Below are 12,746 nucleotides of genomic sequence, written 5' to 3' on the forward strand. Positions count from 1 at the left end.
TACAACACGTATGCGTACGCCGCCACCGTCCGCGATACGGACAGGAGTTCACGGGTACGTACGCACGCGCACGCCCCCGGCGCCCGTCTGGACGGGGCCGGGGGCGTGCGCCTGGCGCGGGTCAGCCCCAGGTGAGCAGCCGCTTCGGCCGCTCCAGGACCGCCGCGACGTCCGCGAGCACCTTCGAGCCCAACTCGCCGTCGACCAGCCGGTGGTCGAAGGAGAGCGCGAGCGTCGTCACGTGCCGCGGCTTGACCTTGCCCTTGTGCACCCACGGCTGCAGCCTGATCGCGCCGAAGGCGAGGATCGCCGGCTCGCCGGGGTTGAGGATCGGCGTGCCGGTGTCGATGCCGAAGACGCCGACGTTGGTGATGGTCACCGAGCCGTTCTGCATCGCCTCCGGCGTCGTCCTGCCCTCGCGGGCGGTGGCCACCAGCCCGGCCAGTTCGGTGGCCAGCCCGGGGAGCGATCTGGCGTGCGCGTCCTTGATGTTCGGCACGATCAGACCGCGGGGGGTGGCCGCGGCGATGCCGAGGTTCACGTAGTGCCTGCGGACGATCTCCTGACGGTCCTCGTCCCAGGCGGAGTTGACCTCGGGGTTGCGCCGGATCGCCAGCAGCAGGGCCTTGGCGACGATCAGCAGCGGGTTGATCCGCAGCCCGGCGAGATCGGGGTCCTCCTTCAGCTCCCGTACGAGCTTCATCGTGCGGGTGACGTCGACGGTGACGAACTCCGTGACGTGCGGCGCGGTGAAGGCGCTGGCGACCATCGCCTGGGCGGTGGCCCTGCGGACGCCCTTGATGGGGATCCGGGTCTCGCGCGCGGTCGTTGCCGGCTCCGCGGCGGGAGCCGGCTGTGCGGCCGGCTGCGCGGCCGGTACGGGCTGCGCGGGCGCGGCCGGCGCCGGGGCCGCGGCGGCGTGGACGTCGTCGCGGGTGATGACGCCCCCGTCGCCGGTCGGCACGACGGCGGCGAGGTCGACGCCGAGGTCCTTCGCGAGCTTGCGCACGGGCGGCTTGGCGAGAACGGGCCCGCCGGCCGCCGCGGGTGCCGCGGCGGCGGGAGCGCCGGCGGACGCCGGGGCGGCCGGTTCCGTAGCGGAAACGCGCGCTTCGGGTACGTCCGGCGCCGGCGGCGGTGCCGCCTGGCCGTTCAGCTCGCCCTGGATCGCGGCCGCCGCCACCGCCGCCTCGGCGCCGGGCTGCGCCTTGCGCGGCCGGCGCTTCGTCGAACTCTGCGACACCCCGTAGCCGACGAGCACCGGCTCCCGCTTCGGGGCGGCGCCGGGGGTCTCACCGCCGTCCGGCGCGGTGGAGTCGCCGGACCCCGCCTCCGCTCCGGCCGCGGGTTCCCCGGGTTCCGGGGCGGCCCCGGGTTCGGTGTCGACGGCGATGATCGGCGTGCCGACGTCGACCGTGTCGCCCTCGGCGAAGCGGATCTCCTGCACCACCCCGTCGTACGGGATCGGCAGCTCGACGGCGGCCTTCGCCGTCTCCACCTCGCACACCACCATGCCGTCGTGCACGGCGTCGCCAGGCTGGACGTACCACTTGAGGATCTCCGCCTCGGTCAGGCCCTCGCCCACGTCGGGCAGCCTGAACTCGCGAAGGCGCGCGGTGTTGCTCATGGTCACGGACACGCTCCCTGTTCAGTACGCAAGCGCGCGGTCGACGGCATCGAGCACCCGGTCCAGGTTGGGGAGGTACTCCTCCTCCAGCCTCGCCGGCGGGTACGGCGCGTGGAAGCCGCCGACGCGCAGCACCGGGGCCTCCAGATGGTAGAAGCACCGCTCCGTGATGCGTGCGGCGATCTCCCCGCCGGACCCGTAGAAGACCGGGGCCTCGTGCACGACGACCAGCCTGCCGGTCTTCTCCACCGAGCGCTGCAGGGTGTCGAAGTCGATGGGCGACATCGACCGCAGGTCCACGACCTCCAGCGACGTGCCCTCCTCGGCCGCCGCGGAAGCGACCTCCAGGCACGTCTTCACCATCGGCCCGTACGCGGCGAGCGTGAGGTCCGTGCCCTCCCGGGCGACCCGCGCCTCGTGCAGCGGGCCGGGGATCGCGGAGGTGTTGACCTCGCCCTTGTCCCAGTAGCGCCGCTTGGGCTCGAAGAAGATCACCGGGTCGTCGCTGTGGATGGCCTGCTGGAGCATCCAGTACGCGTCCGCCGGCGTCGAGGGCGAGACGCACTTCAGCCCCGCCACGTGCGCGAACAGCGCCTCCGGCGACTCGCTGTGGTGCTCGACCGCGCCGATGCCGCCGCCGTAGGGGATCCGGATGACGACCGGCAGCTTGACCGTGCCCAGCGCCCGCGCGTGCATCTTCGCGAGCTGCGTGACGATCTGGTCGTACGCGGGGAAGACGAACCCGTCGAACTGGATCTCCACCACCGGCCGGTAGCCCCGCAGCGCCAGCCCGATCGCGGTGCCGACGATGCCGGACTCGGCCAGCGGCGAGTCGATGACCCGGTCCTCGCCGAAGTCCTTCTGCAGTCCGTCGGTGACGCGGAAGACGCCGCCGAGCTTCCCGACGTCCTCGCCGATGACGAGCACCTTGGCGTCGTCCTCCATGGCCGTGCGCAGCGACGCGGTGATCGCCTTGGCCAGTGCCATCTTCTCGACCGCCATGGTCAGTGCCCCTTCCCGGCGGCGGCGCCCGCCTCGTCCGCGAAGGACGCCTGGTACGCCGCGTACTGCGTCCGCTCCTCGTCCACGAGGGCGTGCCCGTCGGCGTAGATGTTCTCGAACATGGCCATCGGGTCCGGGTCCGCCATGGTCCTGATGGCTTCACGCACCCGCTTGGCCAGTGCGTCGCTCTCCTCGTCCAGCTCGGCGAAGAACGCCGCGTCGGCGAGGTTCTCCCGCTCCAGCAGGGTGCGCAGCCGCAGGATCGGGTCCTTGGCCTCCCACGCGGCGCGCTCGTCGTCACGGCGGTAGCGGGTGGGGTCGTCGGAGGTGGTGTGGGCGCCCATGCGGTACGTGTACGCCTCGATCAGCATCGGGCCCTGGCCGGAGCGGGCGTGCTCCAGCGCCTTCCGGGTGACGGCGAGGACGGCGAGCACGTCGTTGCCGTCGACCCGGACGCCGGGGAAGCCGTAGCCGGCGGCGCGGCGGTAGAGCGGGACGCGGCTCTGGCGCTCGGTGGGCTCGGAGATGGCCCACTGGTTGTTCTGGCAGAAGAAGACGACCGGCGCGTTGTAGACCGCGGCGAAGGTGAACGACTCGGCGACGTCGCCCTGGCTGGAGGCGCCGTCGCCGAAGTACGCCACGACGGCGGAGTCGGCGCCGTCCTTGGCGACGCCCATGGCGTAGCCGGTGGCGTGCAGCGTCTGGGAGCCGATGACGATCGTGTAGAGCTGGAAGTTGTTGCTGTTCGGGTCCCAGCCGCCGTTGTTCACGCCGCGGAACATGCCGAGCAGCAGCGTCGGGTCCACGCCGCGGCACCAGGCGACGCCGTGCTCGCGGTACGTGGGGAAGACGTAGTCGTCCTCGTGGGTCGCCCGTCCCGAGCCGACCTGGGCGGCCTCCTGGCCGAGCAGCGAGGGCCACAGGCCCAGCTCGCCCTGGCGCTGGAGGGTGACGGCCTCGGCGTCGAAGCGGCGGGTGAGGACCATGTCGCGGTAGAGGCCGCGCAGCTCTTCCGGGCTCGGGTCGACCGCGTACTCGGGGTGCTCGACGCGCTCGCCCTCGGGGGTGAGGAGCTGGACCAGCTCGGGGACGTCGGCGGTGCCGTCGCCGTGCGGCGGGGTCCCGGCGGATGCCGCCGCCTTCCCGGCCGCTTTCGCGGGTGCCTTCCGGGCTGCCTTGGCGGCGCTCTTCGCCGGCTTGGCGGCCGCGGCCGTCTTCTTCGCGGGCGGCGCCTTCTTCGCCGGGCTCTTCGCCGCGGTCTTCTTGGCGGCGGCCTTCTTCGCGGGCGGCTTGGCGGTCGCCGTCGCCTTCCCGGCCGGCGTCTTCCCGGCCGCTGCCTTCTTCGCGGGCGCCGCGGGCGTCTCGGGCGCCGCCGTCGGGGCGGTGCTCCCGCCGTCGCTCCCGCTGGTGCGCTTGCTGCTGCGGCGCGGGTCGCGCGCGGCAGTGCTCTCGGTCACGGTCTCTCCTGACGTCTCTCCGGCCCCCGGGATCGCCGGTGGCCTTCGGTCCCCCGCGGCAGCGGAGGGCGGCTCACCCGATTCCCCTACGTGCACGGGGTGGGTGCACCGAGGGGATACGGGGGTGACAGGCGCCCGGCATCCTTCCCACTGGCAGGCACGTTACACAGTGGTCCGCTGCTTCGCGAAGCGGTCCTGACCTGCGGTTTTGCTTTGATTTCCTAGTAACGCAGGAGCCGGCTCGCCTCGTCGGCATCAGGTCCACTGGTCACAGCCTCGCAGGCTGCCGGAACACTGGCACGTTATCCCGGCGGCCCTGAGCGCGGGAAGACCCAGTATGTGAGACTGGGACAGTGGCCATAGATGGAAAAATCACCGTATTCCTACTCGATGACCACGAAGTGGTCCGTCGGGGGGTACACGAGATGCTTCAGGCGGAGCCGGACATCGAGGTCGTCGGCGAAGCCGGCACCGCGGCCGACGCGCTCGTCCGCATCCCCGCCGTACGGCCCGACGTGGCCGTGCTCGACGTCCGGCTGCCCGACGGCAGCGGCGTCGAGGTCTGCCGGGAGATCCGCTCCCGGGACGAGAGCATCAAGTGCCTCATGCTCACCTCGTTCGCCGACGACGAGGCCCTCTTCGACGCGATCATGGCGGGCGCGTCCGGGTACGTGCTGAAGGCCATCCGCGGCAACGAGCTGCTGACCGCCGTACGGGACGTGGCCGCGGGCAGGTCGCTGCTCGACCCGGTGGCGACGGCGCGGGTGCTGGAGCGGCTGCGCGACGGCGGGCGCGGGCGGGAGGACGAGCGGCTGGCCGGGCTGACGGACCAGGAGCGCCGGATCCTCGACCTGATCGGCGAGGGGCTCACGAACCGGGCCATCGGCGAGCGGCTGCACCTCGCCGAGAAGACGATCAAGAACTACGTGTCCAGCCTGCTGTCGAAGCTGAACATGGAGCGCAGGTCGCAGGCGGCGGCCTACGTCGCCCGCCGCCAGGCGGAACAGGGCGGCGGCGGCGACCGGGACCGGCTCCGGGAGGAGTAGGGCCCGCGGGCAGAGCCGGGGGCAGGACGCCCCCGGGCCGGGACCGGGAGGGGTGGCTCCCCGTCCCTCAGCCTTCGGTGCCGGCGGCGCCGCCGTTGGCCTGGCCGCCGTCGACGACCTCGCCGCCGATCTCGCCGCCCTCGACCTCGCCCGTCGTCTCCCCGGTGGTCTCGCCCGTGGTCTCCCCGGTCGTCTCCCCGGTGGTCTCGCCCGTCGTGGTGCCGCCGCCGTCGGTGGTGCTGCCGCTGCCCTCGCTCGTGGTGCCGCCGGCGTCGTCGCTCGGCTCGCTGGGCGAGCCCGTGGGGCTGCCGGTGCCGGTCGGGGAGTCCGTCGGCGAGGTGGTGGGCGGGGGCTCGGAGGTCTCCTCCCACGTCGGCTCGTCGTCGTGGTAGGTCGGCTCCTCCTCGGTGGGCGAGGGGGAGTCCTCCTCCTTCTCCTCGTCCTTCGTCGGACTCTGCTCCTGCTTCGTCGGCGTCGGCGGCGCCTGCTTCTTGTTCTCGTCGTCCCCGCCGCTCAGCGCGAAAGCCACGCCCAGCACTATGGCGACCACGGCCAGCGCCGCGATCGCCCACATCCTGCCGCGCCCGCGGCCCGCCCGGCGCGGGCCGGGGTCGAAGCCGCCGTCGTCGGGGCCGCTCGTCCGCAGCAGCCGCGGCGGGGTGTCGCCGCCCGCGGAGGCGAGCGCCGCGGTGGCCGCGGTGGCGCCGACGGCCGGGGTGCCCATCGGCGGCGTACCGCCGACGGCGACGGCGCCGGTGTCCCACGTGCCGGTGTGCGGGCCGACGTCGCGCAGCATGCGCAGCGCGTACTGCAGGAGGCCGAGCATCTCGTCGGCCGTCTGGAAGCGGTCGTCGGGCTCCTTGGCCAGCGCGCGCATCACCAGGCCGTCGAGCTCCGGCGGCGCTTCCCCGCTGATCTGGGACGGCGGCACGGCGTTGTCCTGCGCGTGCTGGTAGACCACGGCCAGCGGGGTCTCGCCGATGAACGGCGGACGGCCGGTCAGCAGCTCGTACAGCAGGCAGCCGACCGCGTAGAGGTCGGAGCGGGTGTCGACGGCCCGGCCGAGCGCCTGCTCGGGGGAGAGGTACTGCGGTGTCCCCATGACCATGCCGGTCTGCGTCATGGTGGAGGCCGCGCCGTGCAGCGCGCGGGCGATGCCGAAGTCCATCACCTTCACCGCGCCGGTGGTGGTGATGATCACGTTCGCGGGCTTGATGTCGCGGTGGACGATGCTGTGCTGGTGGCTGTACGCCAGCGCCTCCAGCACGCCCGAGACGATCAGCAGCGCCTGGTCGGGCGGCGGGATCTCGGCGCCGGTCAGCAGCTCCTTGATCGTCCGGCCCTCGACCAGCTCCATGACGATGTACGGCACGGTGCTGCCGGCGACCTGGTCCTCCCCCGAGTCGTACACCGCGACGACCGCGTGGTGGTTCAGGCCCGCGACCGACTGCGCCTCGCGCGTGAAGCGGGCCTTGGACACCGGGTCCTCGGCGAGGTCGCTGCGCAGCAGCTTGACCGCGACCTCGCGGCCCAGGCGCACGTCCTCCGCGGCGAAGACCTCGGCCATGCCGCCGCGGCCGAGGCGGCGGGTCAGCCGGTAGCGCCCGTCCCCGACGAGCCCGCCGACCCCCCAGTTCTCGGGAGAATCAGCCATACCGCCGCGGCCCGGCCCGTTCGCCGACGGCTCCTCGGGGGGCTCCGTCTGTGACATCAGTTCCTCGCGGTGGTTCGGTCTCGTCGTCGTCTCGTCGTTGTTCCGTCGTCTTTCCGGCTACGGGGCACGCTACCTCCTGCCCCTGACACACCGGATCCCGCTGAACGGAACATGCAACCGGGTCCGGGGGTCCGTACGCAAATCCCGGACGGGGCCGGTGGTGGGGAGGGGTGCGCGGGGCGCGGGGCCGGAGGGGCGGCGGTGCGCGGTGGGTAAAGGGGGTGCAAAGGGACGGCTCAAGGGGGCAGGTGGTCACGGAACGGGCAACCCGCTTGACCTCTCCTCTGCCTGAGGCAGACTTTCAGCATCAGGCAGGCACCCGGGGGAGATCCAGCATGACCGAGTACGGCGGCCAGGACGACTACGCCGGCCGATCCGTGGGAGGCGGCCGCTACCGGCTCCTCGACCTGCTGGGCACGGGCGGCATGGCCTCCGTCCACCTCGCCCACGACACCGTGCTCGACCGCCAGGTCGCGGTGAAGACGCTCCACACCGAGCTGGGCCGCGAGGATTCCTTCCGCGAGCGCTTCCGCCGCGAGGCCCAGGCCGTCGCCCGGCTGTCGCACCAGAACGTCGTCTCCGTCTTCGACACCGGCGAGGACCGCTTCGCGGGCGACGGCGGCGGGCCCGTGCCGTACATCGTCATGGAGTACGTCGAGGGCCGCCCGCTGCGCTCGGTGCTCGACGAGGACGTGGCCCGGTTCGGCGCGATGCCCACGGAGAAGGCGCTGCGGATCGTCTCGGACGTGCTGGCCGCGCTCGACGCCAGCCACGAGATGGGCCTCGTGCACCGCGACATCAAGCCGGGGAACGTCATGATGACGCGCCGCGAGCAGGTCAAGGTGATGGACTTCGGCATCGCCCGCGCCGTGCAGTCCGGCGTCACGTCGATGACGCAGACGGGCATGGTCGTCGGCACCCCGCAGTACCTCTCCCCGGAACAGGCCCTGGGCCGCGGCGTCGACGCCCGCTCCGACCTGTATTCGGTGGGCGTGATGCTCTTCGAGCTGCTGACCGGCCGACTGCCGTTCGACGCGGACTCGCCGCTGGCCATCGCGTACGCGCACGTGCAGGAGCCGCCGCCGGCGCCCTCGTCGATCAACATGACGGTGCCGCCGGTGGTCGACGCGCTGGTGGCGCGGGCGCTGGCGAAGAACCCCGGCGAACGGTTCCGCAGCGCCGAGGAGATGCGCGAGGAGGTGCGCCGGGCGGGCGGCATGACGCCGCCGGGCGCGATGCCGTCCGTCATCGCGGGGGCGCACGCGCGGGACTCGGGCGCGGGCGTCGGCTCGGCGGTGTTCCCGCCGGTCAACCCGTACCACTCGCCGCCGCCCGGCGCCCCCACCCCGTACCAGCCGATGCAGCAGCAGGGCTTCGGCCCGCCACAGCAGCAGCCGCAGCAGCACGGCGGGTACGCGACGCCCCAGCCGTACTCGCTCAGCCCGCAGGGCGGGCCGGGCGGCGGCCACGGCGGTGCGGGCGGCGGCAAGGGGAACCGGAACGTCGCGGTCATCGGGCTGACCGTCGTCATCGCCGTCGCGGTGATCGCGGCCGCCATCATCGTCGTCGCGCTCAACGGCGGCGACGACGGCGAGCCCGAGGCCAAGCCGACCGGCCAGACGCAGCAGGACCCCGACTCCGACCCGAACTCCGATCCGACCGCCGACCCGGGCGACGACAGCGGCGGCGAAGGCGACGACGGCGGCAAGGGCGAGAACGAGATGATCCCGCCGGACCGCTCCCGCACGATCGACAAGACCCGCTGCACCGAGCCGATGACCGACCCCCAGAACGAGAAGCTGGTCCGGGTGCCGGACTTCACCTTCAAGGACTACCAGTCGGTGCGCGAGTGCCTGCGTGCCGCGCAGTGGTCGTACGAGGTGGACGAGGAGCCCGACGAGCTGTGGGGCAAGGACACCGTGCTGGAGCAGAACTTCGACGAGTACGACGACTATTTCGACCCGTCGAAGGACAAGCTGGAGCTGGTCATCGCGACGGGGTACAAGCAGTAGGACTCCCCGTCCCGCGAAGGACTACGGGCCGGTTCGTACCTTGGTACGAACCGGCCCGCCGCCGTGTGGAGCCAGGGGCTTCCGGATCAGAGGTACGGACCGCCGCTGCGGCCGTGCTCCGGGCCCATCTCGCCCTGGTCCTCGCCGCCGAGTCCGCCGCCGGCCGGCAGCGCCCGGCGCATCTGCTCCAACTGCGCCCGCGCGGCCATCTGCTGCGCGAACAGCGTCGTCTGGATGCCGTGGAAGAGCCCTTCGAGCCAGCCGACCAACTGCGCCTGCGCGATGCGCAGCTCCGCCTCCGTGGGCACGGTCTCGTCGGTGAAGGGCAGCGTCAGCCGCTCCAGCTCGTCGATCAGGTCGGGGGCGAGGCCGTCCTCCAGCTCCTTCACGGAACTGGAGTGGATCTCCTTCAGCCGGGCCCGGCTCGCCTCGTCCAGGGGCGCGGCCCGCACCTCCTCCAGCAACTGCTTGATCATGCTGCCGATGCGCATGACCTTCGCCGGCTGCTCGACCTTGTCGGTCAGCGGGATCTCGCGGCCCTCCTCGTCCGCGCCGCCGTCGCCCGGCGCGACGGTCCCGCGTGCCATGCCGTCGGGTCCGACCACCACCACCTGGGGGGTCTCTGGCGGGCGCTCGTTGCTCGGAGTATTCATAGGGCCATTGTCGCGCACGAGCCCGGCGGCGGGGCTATCGGGATCTTGGGCGGCGCGGGCGGATCGGGTCCGGCCGGGTGTGGTCGCTGGTCGGGGGGCCGGGCGGGTCGCCGCGCCGGCCGTCCGGCGGACGGCGGAGGTCCAGCATGTGGAAGACCTTGTCGTAGCGGCGCTCCCCGACGGCCACGAACCCGGGGAGCCTGCCGTACTCCGTGAAGCCCAGCGAGGTGTAGAGGCGCAGGGCGGCGCCGTTGTCGCCGCGGGCATCGAGGGTCAGCACCTCGATCCCGGCGGCCCGCGCGTCGGCGACCAGCGCCGCGGCCAGCGCCCGCCCGACCCCGCGGCCGTGCGCCTCGGCGGCCACCGCGAGCTTCTCCAGGTCGGCGTGCGGGCGGTGGGTGGGGCGGGCGTAGCGGAGCCAGTAGCCGAGGCCGAGGAGCCGGTCGCCCTGGTACGCGGCACGCAGCGCGCCGTCGCCGGCCCGGGCGGCGGCGGACACGTCGTCGAGGAGCGCGGCCACCTCGGCGGGGGACGGCGGCTCGACCCAGCCGAGGGCGGCACCGTCGCGGACGAGGGCGGCGAGGAGGCGGTGGGCGGCGGCGGGGAAGGCCGCGGCGAGGCGGGGGGTGGCGGCGAGGGCGGGGGCAGTGAGGAGGGCGGGTTCGTGTGGGGCGGGCGGGGTGCCGGGCGCGGGGGCTGGGCCGGCCGGCGCGGGGCCTGGAGCGGCCGGGGTGGTGCGGTGGGGTGCGCCGGGCTCGCTGCCGGGTGCGCCGGCCTGGGCGTCGGCCTGGGCGTCGGCCTGGGCGTTGCTGGGTTTCGCCGGGTCCATGCGGGCAGCGTAGTCGCGGGGTCGGTCCTGGCTCCTGGCCGCGGGCCGCGGGCTCAGCGGCGGCGGAGGCGGAGGGCGAAGTACGCCAGGCCGAGGCCGATGAGGGTCATGCCGGTGCCGAGGGGCAGGACGCGGTCCGCCGTGCCGGAGCCGCGGCGCGGGACGCGTTCGGTGGCGTCGGCCTGGGCGTCCGGGACGAAGGTGAGGCTCTGCGCCGGGTCGGGGGTGTGGTCGGTGCCGGGGACCGGGGGGTTGCTGCTGCGGTACGGGGCGGGGGCGCGGGGCGGGCGGGGGCGGGTGTGCGGGGGGCCCGGGTCCGCCTTGCGGGCGCCGGGGGCGGAGGCGTGGGGGCGCGGGCTGCGGGGGCGGTCGCGCTCCGCGCGGGGGTGGCCGGCATCGCGGCGCTTGCCGTGCGGGGTGGGCGTGGGTGCGGGGGAGCGGCCGGAGTGCGGGGGCCGGTCGGGGCGGTCCCGGTGGTCCGGGCGCTCCGGGCGATCGCGGCGCGGTGCCGGGGGGTCGGGGCGGGGGGTGCGGTCCGCGTCGGGGGCCTTGGGGCGGGGCGGTGCGGGGGGTACGGGCCCCTCGGCGCCGGGGCGGGGTGGCGCGGGGGGCTCGGGGCGGTCCGGGCGCTCCGGGCGGGGGGGCGCGGTGACGTCGCCGGGGGGCGCGGCGGGCTGGGGGCGACCGGGGTGGCGGCGTCCTTCGCCGGCGCCGTTGCCGGCGAGACCCCCGGGGCGGCGGGGGCGGTCGGGGTCGCCGTCGGCGTCTGGGGGCGGGGCCGCCGGGCCGCGGGGGGCGTCCGCGGCGCGGGGGCGGCCGGGTGCGGAACCGGGGCGGAGGTCTGAGGCACCGGGTCGGTCGGCTGCCTCGCCTGGGCGGCCGGACGCGGAGTCGGGTCGAGCGGCGGTGAACCCGGGGCGGTCGTCCGCCGCGCCGGGTCGCGGGTCGGTCGCGCGGGGCCGGGCCGCTGCGCCGCGGGGGCGGGCGGTCGCGGGCCCGGGGGTGCCGTCCGTCGCGCGGGGGCGTCCGTCCGTAGCGCCGGGGCGGCCGGATGCGGAGCCGGGTCGGTGGGGCGGTGCGGCGAGGCTCCCGAGGGCCGTGGCGCTCGCCGGGGGGCCGGCGAGACGGGCGGGCTGCGCCGCCGCGACCGGCCGGGTCACCGCGCGCTGCGGCGCCTCGTGCCGGGCTCCGGCCGGTGCCGCGTTGCTCACCCCGTACGCGACCCCCTGCCCCGCCACCGTCCCCTGCCACAGCACCACCGCCACCACCCCGGCCGCGAGGCGCAGGCGACGTGCGGGAGCAGCCACGGCGGGGACCCTTCCGTGCCGGCAGTGCTGACGTGACTAGAGTCACATAAACCAACAAAGCCGACATTCGGGGCTACGCCGTGCGGGTACACCCGCACGGCGCACCGCCCGTCCTCACGTCGTCAGCAGCAGCTTCCCCACGTGCGCGCTCGACTCCATCACCCGGTGCGCCTCGCCCGCCTGCTGCACCGGCAGCGTCCTGTCCACGATCGGCCGCACCCGGTCCGCCTCCACCAGCGGCCATACGTGCTCCCGTACCGCCGCCACGATCGCCGCCTTCTCGCCCGGCGGCCGCCCCCGCAGCGAGGTCGCCGTGATCGCCCCGCGCTTGGCCAGCAGCGCGCCGAGGTTCAGCTCCCCCTTCGCGCCGCCCTGCAGCCCGATCACCGCGATCCGGCCGTTGACCGCCAGCGCCTTCACGTTCTGCGCCAGATACGCGGCCCCGACGATGTCCAGGATCACGTCGGCGCCCGCGCCCCCGGTGGCGGCGCGCACCTCCTTGACGAAGTCCTGCTCGCGGTAGTTGACCAGCACGTCCGCGCCCAGCTCGCGGCAGTACTCCAGCTTCTCCACGCTGCCCGCCGTCACCGCCACCCGGGCGCCGACCGCCTTGGCCAGTTGCACCGCCATCGTGCCGATGCCGCTGCCGCCGCCGTGCACGAGCAGCGTCTCGCCGGGGCGCAGATGGGCGATCATGAAGACGTTCGACCAGACCGTGCACGCCACTTCGGGCAGCGCGGCGGCGGTCACGGCGTCGTGGCCGCGCGGTACGGGCAGCAGTTGTCCGGCGGGCACCGCGACCAGCTCCGCGTACCCGCCGCCGGCGAGCAGCGCGCACACCTCGTCGCCGACCTGCCAGCCGGTCACGCCCGCGCCGAGCGCGGCGATCCGGCCCGCACACTCCAGTCCCGGGTACGGGGACGCGCCGGCGGGCGGCTCGTAGAACCCCTGGCGCTGCAGCACGTCGGCGCGGTTCACACCGGCGGCAGCCACCTCGATCAGCACTTCGCCTTCCGCCGGCACGGGGTCGGGGACCTCGGCCCAGACGAGCGAATCGGGGCCGCCTGGCTCTGAGATGGTGATGGCATGCATGGAGTGG

Annotated in this window: 9 protein-coding genes and 1 pseudogene; 2 read left to right on the top strand and 8 right to left on the bottom strand. The window is 74.5% G+C overall.

Annotated features, from left to right (window positions below; genetic code table 11):
• Window positions 1–121: 121 nt before the first annotated feature.
• Genes ACFYVJ_RS09175 through pdhA form a run of 3 tightly spaced genes read right to left on the bottom strand, consistent with a single transcriptional unit; the run spans window position 122 to window position 4,086 of the window.
• Window positions 122–1,627 carry a dihydrolipoamide acetyltransferase family protein gene (locus ACFYVJ_RS09175; RefSeq protein ID WP_388888567.1) on the bottom strand — a complete coding sequence of 502 codons (1,506 nt, stop codon included), beginning with the start codon at window positions 1,625–1,627 and terminating at the stop codon, window positions 122–124.
• 21 nt (window positions 1,628–1,648) lie between these two features.
• On the bottom strand, window positions 1,649–2,629 hold the full coding sequence (locus ACFYVJ_RS09180) for an alpha-ketoacid dehydrogenase subunit beta (protein ID WP_388888066.1): 981 nt from the start codon (window positions 2,627–2,629) through the stop codon (window positions 1,649–1,651).
• A gap of 2 nt (window positions 2,630–2,631) precedes the next feature.
• Complete coding sequence (gene pdhA / locus ACFYVJ_RS09185; protein WP_388888067.1) at window positions 2,632–4,086, bottom strand: pyruvate dehydrogenase (acetyl-transferring) E1 component subunit alpha; 1,455 nt, start codon at window positions 4,084–4,086, stop codon at window positions 2,632–2,634.
• 353 nt (window positions 4,087–4,439) lie between these two features.
• On the opposite strand from pdhA, the gene ACFYVJ_RS09190 reads away from it, so the two are divergent.
• Window positions 4,440–5,132: a response regulator gene (locus ACFYVJ_RS09190; protein WP_388888069.1), complete on the top strand. Its 693-nt coding sequence runs from the start codon at window positions 4,440–4,442 to the stop codon at window positions 5,130–5,132.
• A gap of 67 nt (window positions 5,133–5,199) precedes the next feature.
• Here the strand turns inward: ACFYVJ_RS09190 and ACFYVJ_RS09195 are convergent, their stop codons facing one another.
• A complete protein-coding gene (locus ACFYVJ_RS09195) occupies window positions 5,200–6,843 on the bottom strand; it encodes a protein kinase (RefSeq protein WP_388888071.1) in 1,644 nt (547 codons plus the stop codon).
• A gap of 338 nt (window positions 6,844–7,181) precedes the next feature.
• Between ACFYVJ_RS09195 and ACFYVJ_RS09200 the strand changes: the two genes are divergently transcribed.
• Window positions 7,182–8,858 (top strand): protein kinase, encoded by a 1,677-nt coding sequence (locus ACFYVJ_RS09200; protein ID WP_388888073.1) that lies wholly within the window; start codon window positions 7,182–7,184, stop codon window positions 8,856–8,858.
• Between the two features lie 86 nt (window positions 8,859–8,944).
• On the opposite strand, the gene ACFYVJ_RS09205 is transcribed toward ACFYVJ_RS09200, so the two are convergent.
• The 4 genes and pseudogenes from ACFYVJ_RS09205 to ACFYVJ_RS09220 all read right to left on the bottom strand — a co-directional run bounded on the left by ACFYVJ_RS09205 (window position 8,945) and on the right by ACFYVJ_RS09220 (window position 12,739).
• Window positions 8,945–9,511 (bottom strand): bacterial proteasome activator family protein, encoded by a 567-nt coding sequence (locus tag ACFYVJ_RS09205; protein WP_101423386.1) that lies wholly within the window; start codon window positions 9,509–9,511, stop codon window positions 8,945–8,947.
• A 124-nt stretch (window positions 9,512–9,635) separates the two neighbouring features.
• Window positions 9,636–10,340 (bottom strand): annotated as a pseudogene (locus ACFYVJ_RS09210) (GNAT family N-acetyltransferase); the annotation flags it as partial.
• 53 nt (window positions 10,341–10,393) lie between these two features.
• Complete coding sequence (locus tag ACFYVJ_RS09215; protein ID WP_388888076.1) at window positions 10,394–11,647, bottom strand: hypothetical protein; 1,254 nt, start codon at window positions 11,645–11,647, stop codon at window positions 10,394–10,396.
• A 114-nt stretch (window positions 11,648–11,761) separates the two neighbouring features.
• Complete coding sequence (locus ACFYVJ_RS09220; RefSeq protein ID WP_388888079.1) at window positions 11,762–12,739, bottom strand: NAD(P)H-quinone oxidoreductase; 978 nt, start codon at window positions 12,737–12,739, stop codon at window positions 11,762–11,764.
• Window positions 12,740–12,746 lie beyond the last annotated feature (7 nt).

The organism is Streptomyces sp. NPDC004134 (assembly GCF_042874195.1).
Taxonomy (GTDB): domain Bacteria; phylum Actinomycetota; class Actinomycetes; order Streptomycetales; family Streptomycetaceae; genus Streptomyces.